We start from the raw sequence: 26,276 nt of genomic DNA on the forward strand, positions 1-26,276 counted from the left end.
ATGAAACGCGATCCCCGTTCGACCGGCCGCCTGCGCCGCCTGAAGCCGCGCCAGCGCAAGAAGCTGCGCGTCGGCGAATTCAAGGAGCACTGCTTCGACATCGAACTCGTGTTCAACGCACCGATGCGCGGCGAGCCTTACCACGACTTCATCAACGACTTCTTCGGCTTCCTGGAGCAGCGCAACCTGCTGGGCGGCGGCTTCGGCGGGCGCGAGCCGTTCAGCGAGACCGAAGGCGTGATCGCGCGCATCGAGCGCGGCTCGCCGAGCGAGGAAGACCGCGAAGCGGTGGTGCACTGGCTGCGCGCCCGCCCGGAAGTGGTGGACGCGCGCGCCCAGGAATTCAAGGATGCCTGGCACGGTCACGCCGTGTGAGACGCTCCCTGCGTTTCGCGGAACAGTCCCGGACTGATCCCGAAACGCCGCACGAAGGCCTTGGAAAACTGGCCCGGATTCGCATAGCCGGTCCGGGCCGCGATCTCCTTCAGCGGCACCTGCGCCGCCAGCAACTGGCGCGCCGCATCCAGCCGCAGCGTCTCGACGAAGCGCGCCGGCGTGGCGCCGAACGCCTCGGTGAAGCGCCGGTGAAAATGGCGCGGCGACATCCCGGCGCGTTCGGCCAGCCGCTCGACGTCGAGCGGCTCGGCCAGGTGCTCGCGCACCCAGTCCAGCAGCGACGAGAACCCTGACTCCGCGCGCGCCTGTGCCGTCAGCATCGGGCTGAACTGCGACTGGTAGCCGGGCCGGCGCGCATACAGCACGAGTCGCCGGGCGATCGCATTGGCGACGCCGTCGCCCAGGTCGCGCGCCACCAGCGCCAGGCACATGTCGATGCCGGTGGTGACGCCGGCCGAAGTCCACACGCGCCCATCCTCGACGTACAGCGCATCCGCATCGACTTGCAGGTCCGCATGGCGGCCGAGCAGTTCGGTCGCTTCCCAGTGCGTGGCCACGCGCTTGCCGCGCACCAGGCCCCAGGCGGCCAGCACCAGGGCGCCGCTGCACACGGAGCCGTAGCGCCGCGCCCTGGCGCTGGCTTGCGTTGTCCAGTCCCTCGCCTTGTCGTCGCATGCCAGCGCCTGCAAGCCGTCCGCGCTGCCGCCGGCGACCAGCACCGTGTCGATGCCGGCCGGCGCCGTACTCGACAGCGCCTGCGTCTGCAGCGCCACGCCGCTGTTGCTGGTGACCAGTCCGCCATGCGCGGACAGGATATGGATGCGATAACAAGGCTGGCCGGCGGCATCGTTGGCGGCCGCGAACACGGCAGCCGGGCCGGTCACGTCCAGCACCTGCACGCCGTCGAAGGCGAGGATCGCCACATGGTTCGGTGTCTTCATTGGCAGGATTTGACCAGATAATGACATTGCTGCCAAGCGCGGCGCTTCCTAGAATGGCTGTATCCCCACCCAACGGAGCTGACCATGACCGCCACCTGCCATATCGGATTCCTGCTGTTTCCCCAAGTGACCCAGCTCGACCTGACCGGCCCGGCCCAGGTCCTGAGCCGCGTGCCCGGCGCCCAGGTGCACCTGGTCTGGAAGAACCGCGAGCCGGTGGCGACCGACGCCGGGTTCAGCATCAACCCGACCACCGATTTCGCTGCATGCCCGCCTCTGGACGTGCTGTGCGTGCCGGGCGGCTTCGGCATCGAATTCCTGCTGGACGATACCGAGACGCTGGATTTCCTGCGCCGGCAGGGCGAGCAGGCACGGTATGTGACCTCGGTCTGCACCGGATCGCTGGTGCTGGGCGCCGCCGGCCTGCTGCGCGGTTATCGTTCGGCGTGCCACTGGATGTGGCGCCAGTACCTGCCGCGCTTCGGCGCGATTCCGGTGGCGGAGCGCATCGTGCGCGATCGTAACCGGATGTCGGGCGGGGGTGTGACGGCAGGGATCGACTTCGGCCTGACGCTGGCGGCGGAACTGGGTGGCGAGGAGGTGGCCAAGACGCTGCAGCTGGCGTTCGAGTATGACCCGCAGCCGCCGTTCGATTGCGGTTCGCCGGAAGCGGCGGGGGTGGAGCGGGTGGAGCGGTTGCGGGGGATGCAGGCGGAACGTTTGCGGCGGGTAAAACAAAAGATGGAAGCTTGTGGATACATATGAAATCGATATGTATGCCTGTATGCGTTTGAGGCCGAGCTGTCCAGGCGCATCTCGTTCATGTGCAAGGTTTTTATATCTGCTTCACAAGACGTGTCGCTGATCTTGACTGGCAAACCTTTTGCATTGTGTTCGATACGCTTGATAAGACTGTCCAGAGCGCGTTTCCTGCACCATACGCAAGCCCTGATAGAAGAAGCGCTTGCGCTGCACCGGTCCGTCGCCTGAAAACCGCCGCCGCTGCTCGCTGCTGGCGATGCGCTGCCCGATCGGATCGTATTCGAAGCGCGTTTCGGTTACGCCTTGCGCATCCTCGGTCGTTACCGCGACCAGCCTGTCCTAGGCACCGAAGCTGAAACGCTGGTTCGAATGCATGCCCTTGCGCTTGCAACTGACGTTGCCCCAGGCATCGTATTCGAAGCGGATGTCTTGCCATACCTTGAGGCGATTGCCCTCGACCAGTCCGCGGCTCTTGCTGTCGGTGTTGTCGAGCAGGTTGCCGGCCGCATCCCAGGCGAAGCGTTCTTGGGCGCGGTCGACGGCATGGTTCTGGCGCAGCAGGCGGCCGGCCGGGTCATAGTCGTAGTCGATGCGGCCGCGCAGTCCATCGCGCAATTCGGCCAATTGCCTCTGGCGGTTGTAGCGATAGCTGCGCCACAGTTGTCCTCGCCCCGGCGCCAGCGAATCCGGATCGGCGCCGGCGGCCTGCCAGCTGCGGCGCTCAAGCTTGTAGATGGATGCACAGCGGTCATAAGACCAACCGTATCATCCAGGTATGAATGTGGCGCTCAAAAAACATTTCTCATTTTGTTATTGGCATCAAATTTTTGTTGTTACTCATTCCATGGATTATATTGGTAGTCTTCATCAATTGGTAAAAAATCAATACCAATTAAGTTTTTTTGTAAGGCAATTTTTCTAAAACTTTCAGTACAAACAATTTCAAAAATCTCTATACAGAAGAAAAGATTTTCTGTATATGTCTGTACTGGTACAAATCTTTCTATCTTGCTATATATAGGGCAAGAAGGAAAAACCCCATTCATTTCTGTTTGATTGCTGCCGAGTACTTTTTCTTCTTTAAAAGAAGATTTTTTTCGATCTAGTAATTCAATATTTTTTCCTGGTAAAAAGAAAAAATAATCTTTAGTCGTTTTTCTTCCATCTGTAAATAGTATTTCTAAAGGAATTGCGCGATAAGAAATGGAAAGAGAGTCGCATACATTTAAAAATTGCTTTGAAACGTATTTTTGATCACTACTATCCATATCAAAAGCAATATTTTCTATATCTGGATCTATTATTTTTAAAATATATTTATTTTTTATATTAATATTGAATGGGTTGGGAACGAAAAGTTCCCATTCAGTTTCACTGGGCGTTAGTTCTGCGGATAGAAAGGTTGGGCAGCCAGCATTTTTGTCTGTATATTTTAATACATAGAAATTTTTTTCAGTCATAGCAGTCTTCCTGTAGTTGAATCTACCAAATATTTTCCGTTTTCCAATCCTATTCTTGCTAAATCTTGAATTCTTTTTATTCCTAAAAGAAGCTGCGTCTCACTCATGCTATTCGTCGCAAATCTCCGGTTTAGCTGTTGGACTTCTAAAAGGCTGTTATGAAGTTCCCCAAAGCAGTTGACTTACCTGACGCAGCATTAGGCAGACAAACGCAACCATATGCATTCCGACGAGGACTTCAATCAAGCGCTCGAAATCACGCAATAGTCGGCGGCACCTGGCGATCCAGCCAAAGCTGCGCTCGACGATCCAACGCTTGGGAAGGACGATGAAACTGTGCTGATCCGGATGACGCTTGACGATGACGAGTTCGACACCCTCAACCTCGGCGGCTTGGGCCGGTTTTTCACCGGTATAACCTTGGTCTGCGTATGCCACTTCGACCGTTCCGCCAGTCTCGTCCTGCACTTTTTCCAGAAGTGGAGCCACTTGATCACGGTCTTGTTCGTTCGCCGGGCCTGCTTCCATCGCCAACGGGTAACCCAACGTATCGACCGCCAGATGGACCTTGCTGCCCTTGCGCTTTTTACCTGCATCGAACCCGGCGCGCGCACCGGACTCCGGCGTGGATTGCAATGTCCTGCTGTCGAGAATGCAAGCAGTCGGGGCCGACTTTTTAGCTTGCGCCTCCTTTAGCAATTCACGCAAGTCGCTCATCAGGTGATCAAATACGCCGGCAGAAAGCCAGCGCCGGCTCTGCTGATACACCGCTTCCCATGGTGGGAAATCATGCGGCAGCATGCGCCATTGGATGCCGCTTTTCACCACGTAGCGCAACGCGTTAAACACGTCACGCGAGGCATGCTGACGCTGGCAAGAGGCTTCTGGAAGAAGTTCGAGGTACGAGGAAATCAGTGCCCATTCCTCGTCACTGACGTCGCTTGGGTAGGGTTTTCGCGTGTTCATGCCGGTTTGACAATGAATCTACCGGAAAGTTTCTATTCCGGTTACTCATAACAGCCTCTGAGTGGACCCGAGTCGCTACTGGCACGCCTGACAAACAGGTGCTGAGTTGCTCATCCTTGCATGGCTCGCCATGAGGTGTCCTCGCGCCTTGTTCCTAGTTGCCGTGCATCGCCATTAGCTCCCCACTGCCTACTGAGATAGGTTCTAGTTCAAGAAGCCTGGCGGCAGGAATGCTTTTGACCACGCCTGCGTAGTGCTGCTTGCAGAGCATCGGCTAGCACCACCGCGCCATACGCAAACTCGCATTGTGGTCGAGCGTTTCAATGGACGTATCAACTAGCTTCTACAGCGGATCCATTTCGATACCAAGGCGGATCTGCAGGCCATATTGCTCAACTATCTCAATCTGTACAACCAGCACATTTCACATTGTCCTAACGGCAGTGCAACACCCATTTTCGTATTAAAAGAACAACCGCAAAAGCGGTCGGCGTCATCCGTCAAAGGCGTTTATGATCGAATGCAACTCGACACATAAATAATCGAATTATTTTAATTCGAGAACCTGCATATTTTGTGTAAGTGAGCCAGAAAATTTCGGGAGAATGTGTTCTTTCGAGAAAACGAATTCGAAACCAAAGTCAATGATTTCATCATTTTCAATAAGATGGAATCCATTGATTTTTACCGAATAAAAACCGACTGGAATATGGATTTCTATCCAATTTTCATCAGGGTACCATTCGTATAGGGTTGATAAGTCAGAAATTACAGCTCTATTGGTAATACCAAGTGGGAAAAAGGAGTTGGATAGGATAATCGAGTTTGGATGTATTTCAGATTGCTCATGATCTTCGCGAACAAAAACCTTGTACGCACTATCATTTATTCCAATAATGGGAGTGACTATGCCTTGTTTTATAACTTCTTCCCCTTCATTAGTCGTGGTAAATCGCTTAAGGAGATTGGTTCCAATGTCAATATTTCCATAATATTCTTTTAATCTTTCTGGATCAAATATCACTATTCCATTAAAATCCACCACTACCTCTATTTCTTGCATTTTGATCTCCAAATTAGTTGCATCCGCTTATATTTCTACGCCTTTTTTCTTTATTTGCCCAACGTAGTAATGCTGAAAATGCTTGTCGAGGCGTTACATTAGTAGCTAAAACTTCCCCAGTCGCTGGAATTCGAAGTTCGCCTCGGATATTTGAAAGTGAATTCAATCCTTTGCCAGAGGCACGTACTAATTCAACAGGTTTACCCGACCATTTTCCAGACAAGCGGCCAACAAAAGGTCTCTGAGCTGCGTGCACTGCTTCGTGACTTCCTTCTACATAAGGATTTTCGAAGAAAAATGTTGGAGTTTTATTATTGCTTCCAAAAAGTTCTGAAATGACATCGTTTCCCGTAGAGCGAGCTAAACTTTGAGGAATCAAATGATGACCGACCCTGTTTGGCTCGGGCCACGGCATTAAGCCTAAAGGATCAAACCAATTGGATGGGGATGGAAGATATGAGTACAGATTTTCGCTGCCAGTCAATCCAACAGGATCTTGACTTATATATCTTCCCACATCCGGGTCGTAATACCTGAACGTGTTGTAATGCAGCCCGGTGCTCTTATCTGCATACTGCCCCGGATAGCGCAGCGGCTGCTCGATACGCCCCATCAATGCAGCATCTTCACCACGCTCGACCTTGCCCCACGCCGCATATTTTCCAGCCCAGGCCAATTCTCCCGACTCATCGGTGACTTCCAGCGGCGTGCCTACCGGATCGGTATGAAAGTGATAGACCCTCGTCGCCGCACGTGCGTTCTCGATGACCGTAGCCGCCAACGCACCGCCAATGACCGCATCAACCCGTGCCAGCGGCGTATAGCGCTCATCCGGACTGTACACATAACTGCTGACCCCGCTCTCACGCACTTCCTGCACCATGCGCAAGCCCTGCCAGACGAAGCGCTTGCGCTGCATCGGTCCGTCGCCTGAAAACCTCCGCCGTTGCTCGCTGCTGGCGATGCGCCGCCCGATCGGGTCGTATTCGAAGCGCGTTTCGGTCACGCCCTGCGCATCCTCGGTCGTCACCGCGACCAGCCTGTCTTCGGCGTCGAAGCTGAAGCGCTGGTTCGAATGCGTGCCCTTGCGCTTGCGGCTAACGTTGCCCCAGGGGTCGTACTCGAAGCGGATGTCCTGCCATACCTTCAGGCGATTGCCTTCGACCAAGCCGCGGCTCTTGCCATCGGTGTTGTCCAGCAGGTTGCCGGCCGCATCCCAGGCAAAACGCTCCTGGGCGCGATCGACGGCATGGTTTTGACGCAGCAGGCGGCCGGCAGGATCGTAGTCGTAGTCGATACGTCCGCGCAGGCCGTCGTGCAGCTCGGCCAGTTCGCCTTGCCGGTTGTAGCGATAGCTGCGCCACAGTTGTCCTCGCCCCGGCGCCAGCGAATCCGGATCGGCGCCGGATGCCTGCCAACTGCGGCGGCCGAGTCCGTCGTAGCCGCTGCGCTGGCTCAGGCGGCCTTGCGTTCGCAGTATCTCGCGGTGCAGGTCGTCGCGCTCGATATCACTGACGACGAGGCCGGCGGTGCGGATCTGGTGCACATGGCCGGAGCCGTAGGCGAGCATGTCGATCCGTTGCCCATGCGGCAAGCCGAGCGAGACGATGTTGTCGAGTTCGTCCAGGTCATAGGCCACCGATCCTTCGGCGCCGTGCTCAGCGACGAGCCGGTCGGCTTCGTCATAATCGAACGCGATGCTGCTGGCCGTGACGCCGAGTGCGGCGCCGGCGTCCGTCGGTGTCCGTGTGGCCGCCACGAGCCTGTCCGCGTCGTCCCAGATGTAGGCGCCGATCGAGGTGGCGGTCGTTTGCGCGAGCAGCCGCCCCATCTTGTCCCGTTGGAAGAGGGTGCTGCGGCGCGGGCGTTCGGGCGAATCGGACACGGCGCTGCCGAGCTTTTCGAGTTCCGCGAGTTCTCCGCCGGCGTCGTAGCGCAACAGGCGCTCGACGCCGTCCGGACGGATTTCCCACACCAGCCGGTCGCCGGCATCGTAGTCGAACAGGTAGCGGGTGTCGGCAGCGGTGGCCAGTTCGGTCAGCCTACCGCGCGCATCGTAGCGATAGCGCAGGCGCCGCTCGGCCGGGTCGATGGCTTCGATGACCTGGCCCCGGGTATTCCTCAGCCATTGCCATCGCAGCAGCACGCCATCTTCCTGATCGACAAGGAGGCCGGCCGCATCGTAGCGGTACGTCCGTACGCTGCCGTCCGGCAGCGTGACCTTGACCGGTTCGCCCGTCGGCAGGCGCGCGATACGGGTGCTGTGGCCCAAGGCATCCGTCACGGTCGACAGATGACCGGCGGCGTCGTAATCGTAACGCGTGGTCTTGTCCGAGCAATCGGTGTAGGTGGTCAGGTTGCCCAGGCGGTCCCAGGCCATGGATTGGCGTCCACCGCGCGCATCGATGTGTGCCTGCGGCCGGTCGCTCAGTCCGGCGGGATACTCGTAACGTTCGACGCGGCCGAGCGGGTCGATCGTTTGCAGCAGGCGTCCCAGATAGTCGTAGTCAGCGCGCCAGCGCGCGCCGCCGGGCAGGGTCAATTGTTTGATTCGCACGCTGTTGCCGTCATAGACGGTCTCGGTGCGTCGCCCGAGCGGATCGGTCTCGCCGACGATGCGGGCGGCATCGTCGTAGTCGAATGCGAGGCGCCGTTCGCCGGGAAGTTCGATCTGCGTCGGTTGCCCGGCCGCGTTGTAGGTCAGCCGGTAGGCGCCGCCATCGAGATCGGTACATGCGACGATCTGCAGCTGGTCGTCGTACACCCAGTGCGCCACCCGGCCGAGTTCATCGCGCGCCCAGGTCTGGCGCTGCGCCGGGTCATAGGTGAACTCGGTGCGTTCGCCTTCGCTCGACCAGCATGCGGCAACGCGCGGCCGGCCATCCACTTCCATCCATTCGTAGTGCGAAACCAATCCCAGCGCATTGGTGTGACTGGTCATGACGCCATCGGCATACGTGAAGCGGCGGCTGACGTTGCCGTTGGCATCGGTCACGGCGACCAGCTGGCCGAGCGTGTCGTAGGCATAGCCGACCAACATGCCGGCCGCGTCGCCCTCGCGTTCGATGCCGGTCAGGCGCTGCGGCTGGGTGTCGCTGTAGTGCAGGCGCAGGCGCTGGCCGCCGCTGGCGTGGATGGCGCGCACGCGTCCATGTCCATCGCGATCGTAGGCTTGCCATTGCCCGCTGCGGTCCTCGATGCGCTGCAATCGTCCGACCGCCCCGGCCGCCGCATCGAAGTGGCCGAAGTCGTAATACAACTCGTTCAAGTCGTACATGATGTAGCGGCCGTCATGGGTACAGGCGAGATAGCGCTGCTCGGCCTCGCTGTACAGCGTATGGCCCGGCGGGACGAGCGGGAAACCGGTCTCGCGGCCCTGCGCATCGGTCAGCCAGAGCTGGCCGTCGCGCTGCTGCAGGCGCTGCTCCCAGGGCAGCACCCAGCCGGCGCCCAGGCCGCCCTCGGCGGCGATGTCGCTGGCGTAGAAGCGCGACAGGACGATCGGCAGCGCTCCAGGCACCACGAAGTCGGTTTCGTCCTGCGCCAGCAGCAGCTTGCGTCCGGTCGCCACGTCCACCGGCCTGCCGAACAGGCCACCCATCACGCGGCTGACCACCGGTGCCGCCACATAGCGTCCTACCGCTTCGCCGATCATGAACCCGCCGATGAACTTGGCGGCGCAAGGAACCAGTGCGCGCGACAAGCCGCCGGCGGCCTTGACCAGTCCCGCCAGGCCGCCCACCAGGCCGGCCAGCGCGAAGGCCCAATCGACGCTGGTGCGCAGCCATCCCGGCACTTCGTCGTCGACCGGCAGATACGTCACCCGTCCGCCGCCGATGAAGACGTTGCTGGAACCGCCGTCGATTTTCGCGCCGCAGGTGATCGCATCCTGCCTGCGCGCCGCCGGCAAGCCGTTGATGAACACCGAGCCGGACCCTTCGGCCACCAACGGCAGGGGATTGTGCTTGTTGCACACCGTCGTGCTGACGGTGGCGTAGGCGGCGCCGCGGCTGTTGACGAAGACGTTGGGCGAGGCGCTGCTGATCTGGCCCGATGGCGATGAAAACATTCGCCCTATCGCTTCTCCCAGTCCGAGGATGGCGCTCGCGCCGACGCCGGCCAGCAGGCCGGCCAGCAGGGCGACGCCGAAACCGCAGGTGAAGGTGGCGAAGGCGACGGTGGCGATCAGGGCGACGCCGACGAGGGCGCCGATCAGGAAGCCGCCGAGTGCGCCGGTATGCGCAATCGGGTCGGTCAGGCGGGCGGCCTCGAACATGGTGGAATGGCCTCCTGTCAGCCCACGTGCGGTTGATCGGCGCCGTCCGCCGGGGATGCTGCCGGCCGAAAACTGGCGAGCCAGTCGCGCCACAGCGCGTCGAATTGTTCGTCGAACGCGCGTGGCGTGGCGGCGGTAAAGACGAGGACACGGCCGTTGCCGAGGTCGAATGCCGCCTGGCGCTGCCGAATCACTTGCGCACCGTTCTTGTACTGGGCTTCGATACGCTCGCCGGCAATGGAAACGTCGTGCAGGCCCAGGCGTTCGTCCTGCCGTCCGAGCAGTTTGTGACCCGGCATGCGCGCCTTGAGGATGCCGAGCTGGCGGTCGACATAGGTGGCCAGGGTTTCCCCCGGTGCGAACCAGTCGCGGGCGATGCTGAGGTTGGGCTGGCTTTGCGGGTCCATGGGCACGAACAGGTTGGTCGTGCGGTCTTCGAAACCGGCCGGCAGGCACACGCTGCCCTCGTGCAGTCCGATGCGTGCCGGCGTCGCCGCCTGGGTCGATGGAAACTGGTCGCTCATGGGTGTTCCGTTCAAGGATTCAGGAAAATCTTGCCGGCGACGATGGTGATGTCGTTCGCCGTCATGGTGATCGAACTGCCGCCGACGACCAGGACGATCTTGGTGGGGGAGCTGACCGTGACTTCGCCGGCGAGCGACGTGATGGTGACGTCGCCCTTGATCGTGCTGTCCTGGCGGCCCTCGGTGACGTTCAGGGTCATGTCGCGCTTGACGGTTTCGGTATGCGACCCGCCCACCGTGTGCGTGACGTCCTTGCCGATTCCCTGCGTATGGTTGCCGCCGACCTGCAGATCGCGGTCGTTGCCGACTGCCTTGGTCTCGTCGTGCTCCACCACCGTGTCCAGATTGCGCTCCGCCTGTATCCACAACTGCTCCGCCCCCTTCTTGTCCTCGAAGCGGATCGCATTCGCGTTCTCGTAGCCGCCGCCCGGCGTGGAGCGCGACAGCATCCCGCTCTGGGTCTTGTTGGCCGGTAGCTCCCAGGGCGGCATGGTGTTGGCGTTGGGGATCATGCCGGTGATGATCGGCCGGTCCGGCTCGCCGCCCATGAAGGAGACGATGACTTCGCTGCCGATACGCGGGATCGAGGTCATGCCGAAATTGGACCCGGCCCAGGGCGTGGCCACGCGCAGCCAGGTCGAGCTGCGCTGGTCGTTCTTGCCTTCGCGGTCCCAGTGGAACTGGACGCGCACGCGGCCATACTCGTCGGTGTGGATTTCCTCGCCGGCCGGACCGACCACGGTGGCGGTCTGGATGCCGTAGATCCTGGTTTCATTGCAGTGAAAACCGCGGCCCGGGCGCCAGGGGATGCGCCGGCGCAGGCAACCGACGCGGTTGGCGTAGCGCGGCGCACCCTGCCGTTCCTGGCCGACCTGGTAGTTGTTGGTGGCGTGGTGGGTGCACTCGACCACCACGAATTCGCTGGCCTGGTCGCCGCCGTCCTCGTCGAAGTGGCCGGTCAGGCGGAACCAGCGGCCCGGCATCAGCTGGCGGTTGTTGCCGCCGCCTTCGAACAATTTGGCGCGCGCTTCGATTTCCTCCATGCGCAGGTGGCCCAGCTTGCGGCCGCCCTCGTGGTCCTTGAAACCGAAGGCGCCGGTGTATTCGTAGGATTCGATGGCCGGCACGTCGCCTTGCCGGTTCAGGGTCGGCATCGTCGACAGGGCCGGGCGCGGGCTCTTGAAGTCGTAGCTGCTCAGGGCGACGCTGCCGTGCACCAGGTTGCGCACCGGCGACCAGTCGCCGATGCCGTCTTCCTCGATGGCGCCGCCGTGGCGCTGGTACGGCACTTCCAGGTCGCCGTCGATCGGGAACACGGCGGTGGAATCGTCGGACACGATCAGTTTATGGCCCTTGGCGTCGTGCTCGAACCAGTACAGCAAACCGGCGGCGGCCCAGCGCCGCGCCAGGTAGTTGCCGTCGCTTTCGTCGAACTGGCAGGCGTCGGTCATCGGTACGGCGGCGCCGCGCACGCGCCAGTCCCAGTCGGGCAAGCCGCCATAGTCCTGGAAGATGGCGCGGGTCTGGTCGTACAGCGTCGCGTCGTGGAACAGGTAGTTGTCTTTGCGCAGGTCAAGATAGTTTAGCCAGGGACCGAGGCGCGCCTCGTAATACGCCAGGCCGCCGTCGACCTTTTTCAGGCCGAAGCGGAATACGCGGCCGGTGAAGTAGCGCACGCTGCCGTCGCGGCGCACCAGTTCCACGCACAGCATCTTGCCCTGCAAATCCTTCAAATGGATGAGGGCGTCGTCGGACAGCAGTTCCAGCGTGTAGGCAAAGGGACGCGACAAGCCTTCGAAGGCGTCGAGCGTGTTCACCAGCAGCATCGCGTTCGGGCCATCGCCGTTGGGAAACGACAAGCGCAGGATGCGGTTGTGCTGGCGCCCGGTGGCGGCATCCAGGAAGCTTTCGATCACATCGCGCATACGATCTCCTGACAAAGTGACTGCTGGGCACGCTCAAATTATACCCATTTGTAAATATGATATTGATCTTAAAGTAGTGCTAACGGGTTGATGCACGATGCGCACCGATCGTGATACTTGTAAGAAATTGCCACGCGTGTAAGCGTTTGTAATGACGGTCAACAGCCCGGTCCAGGTCGCCGTTATGGAAGGGAGTGACACGCTATCGTGCACCGAACCCAAAATTACCCGAGGATGCTCCATCATGAAAAACGCTACCGCTGCCCTGATCGCCACCCTGTTCGCCGGCGCCGCATTCGCACAGACGCCCGCCGCCACGACCACGACCACGACGACCAGCACCGCCACGACCGCCACCGCGCCGGCCGCGGTGAAGGCGGATGCCAAGGCAGCCGCGACCGAAGCCAAGGCCGAGGCGCATGCCGCCAAGGAAACCGCCAAGGCGGACGCGAAAGCGGCGCAGGCTGGCGCCAAGCATGTTGCCGCCAAGACCGCGCACAAGGCCAAGGCCGTGACCGTCAAGACCAAGGAAACCACGGTCGCCGCCGTCACCCCGGATGCCAAGTAATAAAAGCAAGAGAAACCGGTCAACAGGAAGGCGGGCCAGCGCGTTGAGCAGGAACCCTTAGCCCGGCACACGCGCCGCCTTCACACCCACGAGCCACCAGGAGACATCATCATGAAACGCACCCTCGCCATTCTGGCCGCCAGCCTGTTCGCCGGCGCCGCCTTTGCCCAGACCGCTGCCCCGGCCCCGGGCGCACCCGCCCCGCTCACCACGCCGCCAGTGGCCACCGCGCCCGATTCGAGCGTGTCGCCGGCAGTGGCCAAGGCCCAGGCCAAGCATGAAAAGAGCGACGCCAAGGCCGGCAAATCCACCAAGAGCAAGAGCAAGCAAGGCACCAAGACCGACGCCGGCAAGGGCGCCAAGGACAGCAAGGATGGCAAGGAAGCCACCGATACCGCTACCACGCCGGTTGCCAGCAAGTAAAACCAGCCGCTGAATGCCGGTAATAACGCCGGCCAAGCAGTGCGCTTGCGGCGCGATGCGCGATCTGCTGCGGCAGGGTGCGCATCGCGCCTCCCTTTTTTGTTTCTACAGATCCGTATAGGTTGATCGAAGTCCCATAGCATGATATATAGTGTGTTATATACCTTGTTATGGAGTTAAACAAATGACGGACGTGTTACGCCAGCATGGCGCGATTTTCCTGGGCAGCCGCTTGAAACGGCTGGGCGAACGCTTGCAGGCGGGCGCCACCAAGGTCATCAACGAAGCCGGACTGCCTGTGCAGCCGCCGCAGATTCCCTTACTGGCGGCGCTGGAAGAAGGCGCGCTGACCATCGGCCAGCTGTCGCAGGCCGTGGGCATCAGCCAGCCCGGCATCACGCGCGCCATCGGCCAGCTGCTCGAACTGGGCCTGGTGCAGGCGCAGCAGGGCGACGACCAGCGCCAGCGGGCGGTGTCGCTGAGCGAGGCCGGCAAGTCGGTCCTGGCGCGCGCCAAGTCGTATGTCCTGCCGCGCGTCGGCGGCGCGGTCGAGACCCTGCTGGGCGATGGTGCCGAGGCGTTCTTCGCGCAGCTGGCCGACCTGGAGGCGGCGCTGGAAGCCACGCCGCTCGAGGTGCTGGCCGGCCGGCTCGACCGGGACGTGCTGACGATCCGCGAATACAGCAACGAGCTGGCGGATGCCTTCCACGACATCAATGCCGAGTGGATCGGCGACATGTTCACGCTCGAAGAAACCGACAAGGAAGTGCTGCGCCATCCGCGCAAGAACATCATCGATGCCGGCGGCGACATCCTGTTCGTTGAAGCCCGCGGGCTGGGCATCGTCGGCACCTGCGCGCTGCAGAAGACCGGAGAACACAGCTTCGAGCTGACCAAGATGGGCGTGCGGCGCGAGGCGCGCGGACTCAAGGCCGGCGAATTTCTGCTGGCCGCGGTGATCGAGCGCGCCGCGAAGCTGGCGGCCGATCCGCTCTACCTGCTCAGCAACGCCAAGTGCGCGGCCGCCATCCACCTGTACGAAAAGCTGGGGTTCCAGCACGACGCCGAGATCATGGCGCAGTACGGCGCCCGCTATGCACGCTGCAACGTGGCGATGCGCTACCGGCCAACCAATTAAACCTTGAGGAATTCCTCGCGCCCGCCCAGCCAGCGCGCCAGGTGGGCTTCGACGATCGCCTCCGCCTCCGGCCGGTCGGAACCGAGCAGCCAGGCCGCCACGTCGCGCGCCTGGTCGACGATCCATCCGTCGGTCTCCAGGTTGGCGAAGCGCAGCATGGCTTCGCCGGACTGGCGCGCGCCCAGGAATTCGCCGGGGCCGCGGATTTCCAGGTCGCGCCGGGCGATCTCGAAACCGTCGGTGGTCTCGCGCATCGTCATCAGGCGCTGCTTGGCCACCGGCCCGAGCGGGCTCTGGTACAGCAGCAGGCACACGCTGGCCGCCGAGCCGCGCCCGACCCGTCCGCGCAGCTGGTGCAGCTGCGACAAGCCGAAACGCTCGGCGTGCTCGATCACCATCAGCGAGGCGTTGGGCACGTCGACGCCGACCTCGATCACCGTGGTCGCCACCAGCACGTGCACCTCGCCGGCCGTAAAGGCATCCATGATCACCTGTTTTTCGGCGGGCTTCATGCGCCCGTGCACCAGGCCGACCACCAGGTCGGGCAGGGAAGCGGCCAGGGTCTCGTAGGTGTCGGTGGCGGTCTGCAGCTGCAGCGCTTCCGATTCCTCGATCAGCGGGCAGACCCAGTACACCTGCCTGCCTTCCTGCGCCGCCGCGTGCACGCGCTCGATGACTTCGTCGCGCCGGTTCTGGTCGATGGCGCGCGTGACGATCGGCGTGCGGCCCGGCGGCAGCTCGTCGATGACCGACACTTCCAGGTCGGCGTAATAGGTCATCGCCAGCGTGCGCGGGATCGGCGTGGCCGACATCATGAGCTGGTGCGGCACCAGGCCGTCGCTGCCCTTGTTGCGCAGCGTGAGGCGCTGGCCGACGCCGAAGCGGTGCTGCTCGTCGACCAGCACCAGGCCGAGTTTGGCGAACTGCACCGTGTTCTGGATCAGCGCGTGGGTGCCGATCACCAGGTTCGCCGCACCCGATTCCACCAGTTCGCTGGCCGCCACCTTGTCCTTCTTTTTCAGGCTGCCGGTCAGCCAGGCGACCTTCACGCCCAGCGGTTCCATCCAGGCGGCGATCTTCCGGAAATGCTGCTCGGCCAGGATCTCGGTGGGCGCCATCAGCGCAGCCTGGTAGCCGCTGTCGATCGCCTGCGCCGCGGCCAGCGCCGCCACCACGGTCTTGCCGCTGCCGACGTCGCCCTGCAGCAGGCGCTGCATCGGGTAGCCTTCGCCCAGGTCGGCGCGGATCTCGTCCACCACGCGCGCCTGGGCGCGGGTCAGCTTGAACGGCAGCGCCGCCAGGAAGTCGCGCGACAGGCTGCCCACCGCCGCCAGCACCGGCGCGCCTTTTTCGCGGCGCGCCTGCTGCGCGCTCTTCAGCGATAGCTGCTGCGCCAGCAGTTCGTCGAACTTTACCCGGGTCCAGGCCGGGTGGCTGCGCTCGACCAGCGCGTGGGTGTCGACGTCGGGCGGCGGGTAGTGCAGCAGGCGCACCGCCGGCTGGAACTCGGCCAGGTTCAAGCGCGTGCGCACCGCCTGCGGCACCGTGTCCTGCCAGTCGACGCGCTTCATGGCGTCCGCGATCACGCGCCGTAGCACGGTCTGCGACAAGCCTTCGCCGGACGGGTACACCGGCGTCAGGGAGGTCGGCAGCGGCGCGCCCTCGTTGATCACCTTGTAGTTCGGATGGACCATCTCGGCGCCGAGGAAACCGTGGCGCACCTCGGCGCGCGCGCGCACGCGCGTGCCTTCGGCCAGCTGCTTGACCTGGCTGCCGTAGAAATTCATGAAGCGCAGCTGGATGTCCGAGGTCTCGTCGGCGATCGACACCAGCAACTGGCGCCGCGGCTTGTAGCTGATTTCGTTCTTGACGACGACGCCTTCGACCTGGGACACGTGGCCGCCGCGCAGGCAGGCTTCGCGGATCGTGACGACCTCGGTCTCGTCCTCGTAGCGCATCGGCAGGTGCAGCACGCGGTCCATGTCGGTGCGCAGGCCGAGCTTGGCGAGTTTGCCGTCGATGTTCTTGGCGGCGGACGAGGGAGGCGGCGGGCTTGGCGTCGAGGTGGATGTCTTGGTGGCGGGCATGGGGCGTCGTCTGGGCGTGTGCCGGTCCGGAATGATCGGTTAAAAGCTCGGTTGAAAAGCGGGTAAAATAGAAGGTTCGCCGCACACGCTTGAGCCCATATTGTAAGGGGAAGCGCGCACCGCCGTCGCGACTGCACGGCAGCGCCGCCGCCGTGCAGTTACGACAGTGATTCGCGCTTTCCCGCCTGCCAGGGCCGTTTTTCCCGACATGAGCAAAATCTACTCCCTTTCCGACTTCGATTTCGACCTGCCGCCCGAGCGCATCGCCCAGGTGCCGCTGGCAAACCGCAGCGCCTCGCGCCTGCTGCAACTGGACGGCGAGCGCATCGCCGACCGCCATTTTTCCGACATCGTCGACTTGCTGCAGCCGGGCGACCTGCTGGTGATGAACAATACGCGCGTGCTGAAGGCGCGCTTCTTCGGCCAAAAGGACAGCGGCGGCCAGGTCGAGGTGCTGGTCGAGCGCGTGCTCGACCCGCGCACGGTGCTGGCCCAGGTGCGCGCTTCCAAGTCGCCCAAGCCCGGCACGCGCATCCGCCTGGCGGACGCGTTCGAGGTCGGCGTCGGCGCGCGTGCCGGCGAATTCTTCACGCTGCATTTCCCGAACGAGGGCGGCGACGTGTTCGAGCTGATCGAGGCGCACGGCCGTCTGCCGCTGCCGCCCTACATCGAGCACGACGCCGACGACTTCGACGAGCAGCGCTACCAGACCGTGTACTCGAAAGAGCCGGGCGCGGTGGCGGCGCCCACCGCCGGCCTGCACTTCGACCAGCCGCTGCTGGACCGGCTGGTGGCGCAAGGCGTGCACATCGCCTACGTCACCCTGCACGTGGGCGCCGGCACCTTCCAGCCGGTGCGGATGGAAAACCTGGCCGAGCACCAGATGCACAGCGAGTGGTACACGATCCCGCAATCGACCGTGGAGGCGGTGCAGGCGGCGCGCGCGGCCGGGCGCGACGTGGTGGCGGTCGGCACCACCTCGCTGCGCGCGCTGGAATCGGCTTCGCAATCGGGCAGCCTGGCGGCCGGCAGCGGCGACACCAGGCTGTTCATCACGCCCGGCTACGCGTTCAAGACGGTGACGCGCCTGATCACCAATTTCCACCTGCCGAAGTCGACGCTGATGATGCTGGTGTCGGCGTTTGCCGGCTATGAGGCGATCCGCGCCGCCTACGCGCATGCGATCGCCAGCGAATACCGCTTCTTCAGCTATGGCGATGCCATGCTCTTGACGACCCCATCACGCGCCGACGGCGCCAACGCAACTCCCAACTAGAACATGCTGGAATTTACCCTTCTCAAAAAAGACACCAGCGGCCTGTCGCACGCACGGCGCGGCCGCCTGACACTCAACCACGGCACCATCGAGACGCCGATCTTCATGCCGGTCGGCACCTATGGCTCGGTCAAGGCGATGGACCCGGACGAACTGAAGCAGGTCGGCTCGCAGATCATCCTCGGCAACACCTTTCACCTGTGGCTGCGTCCCGGCACGCAAGTCATGGACAAGTTCGGCGGCCTGCACGGCTTCATGGGCTGGGACAAGCCGATCCTGACCGACTCGGGCGGCTTCCAGGTGTTTTCGCTGGGGGCGATGCGCAAGATCACGGAAGAGGGCGTCAAGTTCGCCTCGCCGATCGACGGCTCGCGCCAGTTCCTGTCGCCGGAAATCTCGATGCAAATCCAGCGCTCGCTGAATTCCGACATCGTGATGCAGTTCGACGAATGCACGCCCTACGAGATCGACGGCCGCCCGGCCACGAGCGAGGAAGCGGCAAAATCGATGCGCATGTCGCTGCGCTGGGCCCAGCGCTCGATGAACGAATTCAACAGGGGCGAGAATCCGAACGCGCTGTTCGGCATCGTGCAGGGTGGCATGTACGAGCGCCTGCGCGACGAATCGCTGGCCGGGCTGGAAGAAATCGACTTCCCGGGCCTGGCGATCGGCGGCCTGTCGGTCGGCGAGCCGAAGGAAGACATGATGCGCATCCTGGAACACGTCGGCCCGCGCCTGCCGGACAACAAGCCGCACTACCTGATGGGCGTGGGCACGCCGGAAGACCTGGTGGCGGGCGTGGCCAACGGCGTCGACATGTTCGATTGCGTGATGCCTACCCGCAATGCGCGCAATGGCTGGCTGTTCACCCGCTTCGGCGACGTGAAAATCAAGAATGCGCGCTACAAGGACGACACCGCGCCACTGGACGAGTCGTGCAGCTGCTACTGCTGCAAGCATTTCTCGCGCGCCTACCTGCACCACCTGCACCGCTCGAAGGAAATCCTGGGGGCGCGCCTGAACACGATCCACAACCTGCATTACTACCTGAACCTGATGCAGGAAATCCGCGACGCGATCGACGCCGACCGCTTCCACGCGTTCCGCCTGCAGTTCAACGCCGACCGCGCGCGCGGGGTGTAAGCGGCGGTGCGGCGGCCGCTTATTTTGTTGACATCTTGCAATTTTGTGCGCCGATGCCACATGGCGGGAAACCACCGCTCGACGGGATGCGGGTGCTAGAATACAGCGCTCGTTTTTTCACCAATCGTTTCATACTAATTATTAATTGGAGTCCTTGTGTTCATTTCCAACGCTTACGCGCAAACCGCCGCCGGCGCCGCCGACCCGGGCCTGATGGGTAGCCTGACCACGTTCGCCCCGCTGATCCTGATGTTCGTGGTCATGTATTTCCTGATGATCCGCCCGCAGCAAAAGCGCCAGAAGGAACTCAAGACGATGATGGATGCACTGGGTAAAGGTGATGAAGTCATCACCGTCGGCGGCGTGCTCGGCCGCGTGACCCGCGTCACCGATGCCTACGTCACCATCGAAGTGGCGGCCGGCACCGAAATGGTGGTGCAGAAGAACGCCGTCACCGGCCTGCTGCCGAAGGGCACCCTGAAGTCCCTGTAAGCCGGCCGCTTCCGGCTGTCCGCAGCCGGTGGCGCCGCGTCGCTCACGCCATCGCGCATCGATCGCACACTGAGCGCACCTGCCCATTCTTGAACGCTGGAACATCATGAATCGCTATCCCCTCTGGAAATACATACTGATCCTGGTGGCAGTACTGCTCGGCCTGTTGTACACGGCGCCCAACTATTTCGTTGATTCGCCGGCGCTGCACATCACCACCGACAAGGCCACCGTCCGGGTCAACAGCGACACCGTCACCCAGGTGGCCGACGCCCTCAAGCGCGACGGCGTGCCGGCCGACCAGGTCACCCTGGAAGGCGCCGGCGACAGCAGCGCGGTGCGCGCCCGCTTCGCCACCACCGACGCCCAGTTCAAGGCCAAGCTGGCGCTCGAGCGCGACCTGAACCGCGACCACAGCGACCCCGACTACACGGTCAGCGTCGACCTGGTCAAGAACACCCCGATGTGGATGCAGAAACTGCGCGCGCTGCCGATGAACCTCGGCCTCGACCTGCGCGGCGGCGTCCACTTCCTGCTGCAGGTGAATGCCAAGGAGGTCCAGGAAACCAGCATCAAGGGCATCCTGGGCGCGGTCCGCACCCAGCTGCGCGACAAGAACGTGCGCCACGCCGGCATCGACCGCGTCGGCAACCGCGTCGACATCAACTTCCGCGACGCCGATACGCGCACCCAGGCGCGCAACGTGCTGGCCAGCCAGAACCCGGATCTCGCCTTCGCCGACGCCGCCGACGGCACCGACCTCAAACTGGTCGTCACGCTCAAGCCGGAAGCGCTGCAGCGCGCGGTGGAAGAGGGCGTCAAGCAGAACATCTCGACCCTGTCCAAGCGCATCAACGCGCTGGGAGTGTCCGAGCCGGTGATCCAGCAGCAGGGCCGCGACCGCATCATCGTGCAGTTGCCGGGCGTGCAGGACGTGGCCCGCGCCAAGGACATCATCGGCCGCACCGCGACCCTGGAATTCCGCGTGACCGACGACACCGTCGTGCCGGGCACGGAACTGAGCGCCGCCATCCCGCTGAACTCGGAACTGTTCACCCAGGGCCGGGACGTGCCGGTGGTGGTGTCGAAGGATGCCGTCGTGACCGGCAAGTCGATCATCAGCGCCACCGCCGGCTTCGACCAGAACCAGCGCCCGGCCGTGAACATCGAGCTGAACGCCGAGGGGGGGCGCAAGATGCGCGCCATGACGCGCGAGCGCGTCGGCAAGCGCATGGCGACCTTGCTGAAGGAAAAGGGCAAGTACAACGTGCTGCAGGTCGCGACCATCCAGGGCGAATTCGGCGCCAACTTCCAGACCACCGGCATGCGCAGCCCGCAGGACGCCGCCGAGCTGGCACTGCTGCTGCGTTCCGGCGCCTTGTCCGCGCCGATGGAATTCGTCGAGGAACGCGTGGTCGGCCCGCAACTGGGCGCCGAAAACATTTCCAAGGGCTTGCACTCGACCCTGTGGGGCTTCGTGGCGATCGCGATTTTCATGATCGTCTATTACCAGCTGTTCGGCTTCTTCAGCGTCATCGCGCTGGCCTGTAACCTGTTGTTCCTGCTTGCCTTGCTGTCGACGCTGCAGGCCACCCTGACCCTGCCGGGCATCGCCGCGATCGCGCTGGCGCTGGGCATGGCGATCGATGCCAACGTGCTGATCAACGAGCGCATCCGCGAGGAACTGCGCGCCGGTAACACGCCGCAGGCAGCGATCTCGGCCGGCTTCAAGCATGCCTGGGCCACCATCCTGGACTCGAACGTGACCACCCTGATCGTCGGCCTGGCGCTGCTGGTGTTCGGTTCGGGTGCGGTGCGCGGCTTCGCCGTGGTGCACTGCCTGGGCATCCTGACCTCGATGTTCTCGGCGGTGTTCCTGTCGCGCGGCGTGGTCAATCTGTGGTACGGCCGCAAGAAGAAACTGGGCAAGATCGCCATCGGCACCGTGTGGACGCCGGGCATGACCGGCGGCGCCACCAAGCGCGCCGTCAAGGAATAAGGGAACCGGGGAACTGACATGGAATTTTTCAAAATCAAACGGGACATCCCGTTCATGCGCCATGCGTTGATCTTCAACGTGATCTCGGCGCTGACCTTCGTCGCCGCGGTATTCTTCCTGTTGCACAGGGGCCTGAACTACTCGGTCGAGTTCACCGGCGGCACCACCATGGAGCTGCGCTACAACCATGCGGCCGACCAGGACAAGATCCGCCACAATCTGGAAAAGCTGGGCTTCGAACCGGTGGTGACCAGCTTCGGCGCCGCCAGCGACATCATGCTGCGCCTGCCGCCGCTGAAGAACTCCACCGGCGTGGCGCCTTCGGCCACCGTGTTCAACGCGCTGTGCGCGGCCGAAGGCGGCACCCCGAAGCAGATCCAGGAAACCACCGACAAGGGCGAGAACATCACCCGCACCAGCTGCGTGAACGCCGCCGGCGCCGAAGTGGTGAAGCTGCAGCGCGTCGACTCGGTCGGCTCGCAGGTCGGCGACGAACTGGCGCAGAACGGCCTGAACGCGCTGATCATGGTGGTGGTGGGCGTGATGATCTACCTGGCCGTGCGCTTCGAGTGGAAGTTCGCGGTGGCGGCGATCATCGCCAACCTGCACGACGTGGTGATCATCCTGGGCTTTTTTGCCTTCTTCCAGTGGGAATTCTCGCTGACCGTGCTGGCGGCGATCCTGGCGGTGCTGGGTTATTCGGTCAACGAATCGGTGGTGATCTTCGACCGTATCCGCGAGACCTTCCGCAAGCAGCGCAAGATGAGCGTGACCGAGGTCATCGACCACGCGATCACCAGCACCATCTCGCGCACCATCATCACCCACGGTTGTACCGAGATGATGGTGCTGTCGATGCTGTTCTTCGGCGGCCAGGCGCTGCATTATTTCGCCGTGGCGCTGACCATCGGCATCCTGTTCGGCATCTATTCGTCGGTGTTCGTGGCCGCCGCCATCGCCATGTGGCTGGGCGTCAAGCGCGAAGACCTGATCAAGCCGGTCAAGGAGCGCGACGAGACCGACGGCGCCGTGGTGTAAGCGCGCCCGGCTTGGCCGTGGCGGATTTTGTTTTTTGCGCCGGCGCAAACGGCACGAACATTGAACCGATGAATTTTTGGTTATGTGAAACGCCGCACAGAGCGGGGGGAGTGCGGCCCTTACCATGGACTCGTCTCTTTCAGGACATCCCTAGTTTTGGACTTCAGCCCGCTTCCCTTCGAAGTGGGTTTTTTTTTTTGCTCTTGTGTGTTTGTAATCTTATTTATTATCTGTTCTATATCAAACAAACGTCAAAAAATTTAACAAGTGTGAGGCAGCGCACAGAATTTATAAGTCAAGGGAACTACTATTATCCTGTCTCTTTCAGGACATCCCTAGTTTTGGACTTCACCCGCTCCCCAGGAGCGGGTTTTTTTTTGCCGTCTGCCGCGAAAGTGTGGCGTCGCAAAGGGTGCAGGACAATGATGGTGAGCGCTCCGGACGAGCGCTTCGGGCAGGAGGGTGCTCAGGACAGGGCGGCGCTCAATCCGCGTACTTCGGCGGCGGATTCTTCCAGGATCAGCGTGAGGGTGCCTTCGCCGACCGCGAAGTCGATGGTGGCGGCGGTCTGGATGCCGGCGGCGCCGGGACGCTCCATCAGCGGCGAACCCACCGGCGACAAATCGTTCGCCAGCAGCAGCGTGTCGCCCAGGGTTTCCGGCGGCAGCGCGCGCATGCCGTTCCACAGCGCCTCGATCGCGCCCATCACCGGCGCCGGCACGCCCAGCTTGAGCAGGACGCCGCGGCCGATCATGGTTTCGCCATGCTCGATCCAGTCGTCGGCGCCGCCTTCCAGCAGGCCCGGGAACTCGGCCGCGCGCGACAGCAGGTAAAAGCCGCCGACCTCGTGCACGATGCCGGCGAACATGGCGGTTTCCGGATCGACGTGCGAGACGCGCTTGGCGATCACCTGCGACAGCGCGGCGACGTGCGCCGAGTGCCGCCACAACTGGTCCGACTTGGCGCGCAGTTCCGGGTCGGTGATGCCGCCGGCCAGCTGGCGCACGATCACCGACGCCGCCAGCGCTCCCAGCGTACGGAAGCCGACGCGCTGCACGGCGCTGCGCACGTTGGTGACGTCGTTGCCGAAGCGGTTGTAGGCGGCCGAGTTGGCGATGGCGACGGTGCGCGCGGCCAGCAAGGGCTCGGTCTGCACCAGGCGCGCGGCCTCATCGACGTGGCAATCGGGATTGGCGAGCGCGCGCTGCAGCTTGAGCGTGGCGTCGACGTTGGTAGGAAAGCTGAGGTCGCCGCGGGCGGCTTGTGCGGCGATGCGCTTGAGGGCGTCGATTCTATCCATGGGAAAAATTATACTCTCAAACCATCGCCGTTTCGGGGAAGCGGTCCATGCGCCGGCGCGCTGCGACGGCCGGCGCCGGGAATGCCGTCAGGGTTCGCTGAAGATGGCGTCGCAGCCATCCTTGGCTTCCTCGGTGTCCTGCAGTTCGTCGATCAGGCCCAGGTCGAACAATTCCTCGACCGCATTCATGAAGCTGTTCAGGGTGGCGGCGCCGATCAGGCGGTAGATTTCACCCGCCTCGTTGCGCACGCCGATCTGCATCGGCTCGTCGCGCACTTCCTCGGGCGAGGCGACGTCGAGCAGCAGGTTGCCGATGATGTGCTTGTCGAAATGGGCCGGCTTTTTACCTTCGAGCAGGGCAGTGTTCACGATATTCCTTTTCTTGTTGGAGGGGTGCCGGGCGCTGGGCGCCGGCGATGGCGCGATTATAGCCGTCCCGCGCGGCGCCGTCCGCCGCCCGCGGCAGCCTCGCCATCGCCAGGGACGGCGGGGCAAGGTACCATAGCCGGTTTCGCCATCTTCCCGTTCGCCATGACCCAGCCACTGCGCGGCATCCTCGCCCTCGTCCTCGTCGTCCTCGTGTGGGGCACGACTTTTCCCGCGATGAAGGACCTGACGGCGACCTTTTCTCCGGTCTGGATCATCCTGGTGCGCTTCGCCGTGGCGACACTGCTGCTGTCGCCCTTCCTGTGGCGCGCCCGCCGCGCCGACCTGGCCGCCGGCCTGCTGCTCGGATTGGTGTTGTTTTTCTGCTACCTGTTCCAGGTCGAAGGCCTGGCGCTGACCAGTTCCAACCGCAACGCCTTCATCACCGGCCTGAACGTGCTGGTGGTGCCGCTGCTGGGCGTGCTGGGCGGACGCTGGCCGGAACGCCGCATCGTGCTGGCGCTGGTCCTGGCGCTGGCCGGCCTGGCCGCGCTGTGCTGGGACGGCGGCGCCTGGGGCCGCGGCGACACGCTGGCGCTGCTGGGCGCGTTCTGCTTCGGCGCCTACGTCAAACTGATGGAAAGCCGCACGCGCCGGGCGCACCGCCTTCTCGGCGTGACGGCGGCGCAGATCGCCACCGTGGCCGCCTGCGCCGCGCTGTGGCTGCTGGTCGGGGAAGCGCCGCATGGGACGAGCGCGGAAGCGGCGCTGTATTGGCGCCACATCGGCGCCAGCCTGGCCGGCTACTGGCCGAATTTCGCCTACCTGGGCGTGGTCTGCACCGCCGCCATCATCTCGCTGCAGGCGTGGGGCCAGGCGCGCACCAGCGCCAACGAGGCGGCCGTGATCTATGCCTTCGAACCGGGCGCGGCCGCCTTCTTCGGCTTCCTCTGGCTGGGAGAAGCGATGAGCGGACGCGGCTGGCTGGGGGCGGCGCTGTTGATCTCCGGTATGATCATCAGCCAATGGAACAGCGAGGGCCGGCCCGCCGCCGCGCTCGCGCCCGAGTGACCGACTTGACCGATGCCGAACCGACCCGTGAATCGCTCCCTGAGCCGCCGCCTGAGCCGCCGCCTGAGCCGCCCCGATGCAGCACGCTGACCTGATCCGCCTGGCGCAGGAGACGCCGCTGCGCCTGCTGCTGGTGAACGCCGGCGAGCCGGATTCGCTGACCTGGTCCGGACTGGTGCAGCCGCTGCGGCTGGCGGCCAAGCTGCTCGGGCCGCAGCGCCTGCACGTGGACGTGCGCAGTCCGGACAAGTTCGCCGGCGAAGCCTTGCGCCCCTGGCACCTGGTGCTGCTGGCGGCGGACGAGGCCGAGGCCGGCCTGCGCCCCGCCAACATGCGCAGCCTGGCCGCGCGCTGCCGCGCCGCACCCTGCTGGGGCGGGGTCGGCGCCGGCGTGCTGTGGCTGGCCGAGGCCGGCGTGCTGAACGGCGTGCGCAGCGCGCTGCCCTGGTCGCTGTACCCGGACGCCGACGCCATCGCCGACCATGCTCTGTTCAGCCCGCACCTGTTCGAGATCGACGGCGCCTGCCTGACCTGCTGCGGCGGCGCCGCCAGCATCGACTTCGCGCTGACCCTGGTCGACCTGCTGTTCGGCGCCACGGTGCAAGCGCAGGTCAAGGAAGTGCTGTGCGTGGAGCGCGTGCGCGGCCTGGAAGAGCGCCAGCGCATGGCGCTGCAGGCGCGCTTCGGCGTGCTGCAGCCGAAGCTGACCGAAGCCGTCACCCTGATGGAAGCCAACATCGAAGAACCGCTGTCGACCGACGAGATCGCGCAGCTGGCCGGCCTGTCGCGGCGCCAGCTGGAACGCCTGTTCAAGCAATACCTGGGCAGCCTGCCGTCGCGCTACTACCTCGAACTGCGCCTGAAACGCGCGCGCCAGCTGCTGCGCGACTCGAACCACTCGATCGTGCAGGTCGGCCTGATGTGCGGCTTTTCCTCCGGCTCCCACTTCTCCACCGCCTTCGGCGCCCTGTTCGGCAACACCCCGCGCGAAGAACGCCAACGCAAACTCAGCGAATGATGACCCCCATCAAACCGGGGTCAGAGTCCGATTTTTGGCAATTT

At 63.2% G+C, this 26,276-nt stretch carries 23 protein-coding genes; 12 read left to right on the top strand and 11 right to left on the bottom strand.

Features of this window, described 5'->3' with window-relative positions; all coding sequences use genetic code 11:
* On the top strand, positions 1-375 hold the full coding sequence (locus tag HH212_RS09855; RefSeq protein ID WP_170202318.1) for a YggL 50S ribosome-binding family protein: 375 nt from the start codon (positions 1-3) through the stop codon (positions 373-375).
* Here HH212_RS09855 and HH212_RS09860 read toward each other — a convergent pair.
* Entirely contained in the window at positions 363-1,337 is a 975-nt protein-coding gene (locus tag HH212_RS09860) for a GlxA family transcriptional regulator (RefSeq protein ID WP_170202319.1), read from the bottom strand. The two genes, HH212_RS09855 and HH212_RS09860, sit on opposite strands and share 13 nt — an antisense overlap.
* Positions 1,338-1,421: 84 nt before the next feature.
* Between HH212_RS09860 and HH212_RS09865 the strand changes: the two genes are divergently transcribed.
* Positions 1,422-2,102 (top strand): DJ-1/PfpI family protein, encoded by a 681-nt coding sequence (locus tag HH212_RS09865; RefSeq protein WP_170202320.1) that lies wholly within the window; start codon positions 1,422-1,424, stop codon positions 2,100-2,102.
* Positions 2,103-2,438: 336 nt separating this feature from the next.
* Here HH212_RS09865 and HH212_RS09870 read toward each other — a convergent pair whose 3' ends face one another.
* The 7 genes from HH212_RS09870 to HH212_RS09900 form a co-directional block, all read right to left on the bottom strand.
* Positions 2,439-2,723, bottom strand: coding sequence for a hypothetical protein (locus HH212_RS09870; protein WP_170202321.1), 285 nt, complete (start codon positions 2,721-2,723; stop codon positions 2,439-2,441).
* A 209-nt stretch (positions 2,724-2,932) separates the two neighbouring features.
* On the bottom strand, positions 2,933-3,559 hold the full coding sequence (locus HH212_RS09875; protein WP_170202322.1) for an Imm43 family immunity protein: 627 nt from the start codon (positions 3,557-3,559) through the stop codon (positions 2,933-2,935).
* A gap of 156 nt (positions 3,560-3,715) precedes the next feature.
* Positions 3,716-4,525, bottom strand: a complete 810-nt coding sequence (locus tag HH212_RS09880) for an IS5 family transposase (protein WP_170202323.1) — start codon at positions 4,523-4,525, stop codon at positions 3,716-3,718.
* A 547-nt stretch (positions 4,526-5,072) separates the two neighbouring features.
* Positions 5,073-5,588 (bottom strand): hypothetical protein, encoded by a 516-nt coding sequence (locus HH212_RS09885; protein ID WP_170202324.1) that lies wholly within the window; start codon positions 5,586-5,588, stop codon positions 5,073-5,075.
* Positions 5,589-5,601: 13 nt separating this feature from the next.
* Complete coding sequence (locus HH212_RS09890; RefSeq protein ID WP_170202325.1) at positions 5,602-9,864, bottom strand: RHS repeat-associated core domain-containing protein; 4,263 nt, start codon at positions 9,862-9,864, stop codon at positions 5,602-5,604.
* A gap of 17 nt (positions 9,865-9,881) precedes the next feature.
* Entirely contained in the window at positions 9,882-10,388 is a 507-nt protein-coding gene (locus HH212_RS09895) for a DcrB-related protein (RefSeq protein WP_170202326.1), read from the bottom strand.
* A gap of 11 nt (positions 10,389-10,399) precedes the next feature.
* On the bottom strand, positions 10,400-12,313 hold the full coding sequence (locus HH212_RS09900; RefSeq protein WP_170202327.1) for a type VI secretion system Vgr family protein: 1,914 nt from the start codon (positions 12,311-12,313) through the stop codon (positions 10,400-10,402).
* 244 nt (positions 12,314-12,557) lie between these two features.
* Between HH212_RS09900 and HH212_RS09905 the strand changes: the two genes are divergently transcribed.
* From HH212_RS09905 to HH212_RS09915, 3 genes are all read left to right on the top strand, one after another.
* Positions 12,558-12,881 (top strand): hypothetical protein, encoded by a 324-nt coding sequence (locus HH212_RS09905; RefSeq protein ID WP_170202328.1) that lies wholly within the window; start codon positions 12,558-12,560, stop codon positions 12,879-12,881.
* A gap of 111 nt (positions 12,882-12,992) precedes the next feature.
* Complete coding sequence (locus tag HH212_RS09910) at positions 12,993-13,304, top strand: hypothetical protein (RefSeq protein ID WP_170202329.1); 312 nt, start codon at positions 12,993-12,995, stop codon at positions 13,302-13,304.
* A 184-nt stretch (positions 13,305-13,488) separates the two neighbouring features.
* Positions 13,489-14,442: a bifunctional helix-turn-helix transcriptional regulator/GNAT family N-acetyltransferase gene (locus HH212_RS09915; protein WP_170202330.1), complete on the top strand. Its 954-nt coding sequence runs from the start codon at positions 13,489-13,491 to the stop codon at positions 14,440-14,442.
* Here HH212_RS09915 and recG read toward each other — a convergent pair.
* On the bottom strand, positions 14,439-16,529 hold the full coding sequence (recG, locus tag HH212_RS09920; protein ID WP_170202331.1) for an ATP-dependent DNA helicase RecG: 2,091 nt from the start codon (positions 16,527-16,529) through the stop codon (positions 14,439-14,441). The genes HH212_RS09915 and recG overlap by 4 nt on opposite strands.
* 217 nt (positions 16,530-16,746) lie before the next feature.
* On the opposite strand from recG, the gene queA reads away from it, so the two are divergent.
* The 5 genes from queA (at position 16,747) to secF (ending at position 22,477) form a co-directional block, all read left to right on the top strand.
* Positions 16,747-17,805, top strand: coding sequence for a tRNA preQ1(34) S-adenosylmethionine ribosyltransferase-isomerase QueA (queA, locus tag HH212_RS09925; RefSeq protein ID WP_170205355.1), 1,059 nt, complete (start codon positions 16,747-16,749; stop codon positions 17,803-17,805).
* 3 nt (positions 17,806-17,808) lie between these two features.
* On the top strand, positions 17,809-18,948 hold the full coding sequence (tgt, locus tag HH212_RS09930) for a tRNA guanosine(34) transglycosylase Tgt (protein WP_170202332.1): 1,140 nt from the start codon (positions 17,809-17,811) through the stop codon (positions 18,946-18,948).
* Between the two features lie 156 nt (positions 18,949-19,104).
* On the top strand, positions 19,105-19,440 hold the full coding sequence (gene yajC / locus HH212_RS09935) for a preprotein translocase subunit YajC (RefSeq protein WP_170202333.1): 336 nt from the start codon (positions 19,105-19,107) through the stop codon (positions 19,438-19,440).
* Between the two features lie 106 nt (positions 19,441-19,546).
* Positions 19,547-21,439, top strand: a complete 1,893-nt coding sequence (gene secD / locus HH212_RS09940; RefSeq protein ID WP_170202334.1) for a protein translocase subunit SecD — start codon at positions 19,547-19,549, stop codon at positions 21,437-21,439.
* Between the two features lie 18 nt (positions 21,440-21,457).
* A complete protein-coding gene (gene secF / locus HH212_RS09945; protein ID WP_170202335.1) occupies positions 21,458-22,477 on the top strand; it encodes a protein translocase subunit SecF in 1,020 nt (339 codons plus the stop codon).
* Positions 22,478-22,943: 466 nt separating this feature from the next.
* Here secF and HH212_RS09950 read toward each other — a convergent pair whose 3' ends face one another.
* Positions 22,944-23,777 (bottom strand): HDOD domain-containing protein, encoded by an 834-nt coding sequence (locus HH212_RS09950; protein WP_170202336.1) that lies wholly within the window; start codon positions 23,775-23,777, stop codon positions 22,944-22,946.
* Positions 23,778-23,864: 87 nt separating this feature from the next.
* Positions 23,865-24,146 carry a hypothetical protein gene (locus HH212_RS09955; protein WP_170202337.1) on the bottom strand — a complete coding sequence of 94 codons (282 nt, stop codon included), beginning with the start codon at positions 24,144-24,146 and terminating at the stop codon, positions 23,865-23,867.
* 162 nt (positions 24,147-24,308) lie between these two features.
* On the opposite strand from HH212_RS09955, the gene HH212_RS09960 reads away from it, so the two are divergent.
* Both HH212_RS09960 and HH212_RS09965 read left to right on the top strand, forming a co-directional pair.
* A complete protein-coding gene (locus HH212_RS09960; protein ID WP_170202338.1) occupies positions 24,309-25,214 on the top strand; it encodes a DMT family transporter in 906 nt (301 codons plus the stop codon).
* Positions 25,215-25,290: 76 nt separating this feature from the next.
* The gene (locus HH212_RS09965; protein ID WP_170202339.1) at positions 25,291-26,232 is read left to right on the top strand and encodes a GlxA family transcriptional regulator; all 942 of its coding nucleotides are present in this window, start codon (positions 25,291-25,293) and stop codon (positions 26,230-26,232) included.
* The last annotated feature ends 44 nt before the right edge of the window (positions 26,233-26,276 follow it).

Origin of the sequence: Massilia forsythiae, assembly GCF_012849555.1 — a bacterium.
In the GTDB taxonomy this organism is placed as follows: Bacteria; Pseudomonadota; Gammaproteobacteria; order Burkholderiales; family Burkholderiaceae_D; genus Telluria; species Telluria forsythiae.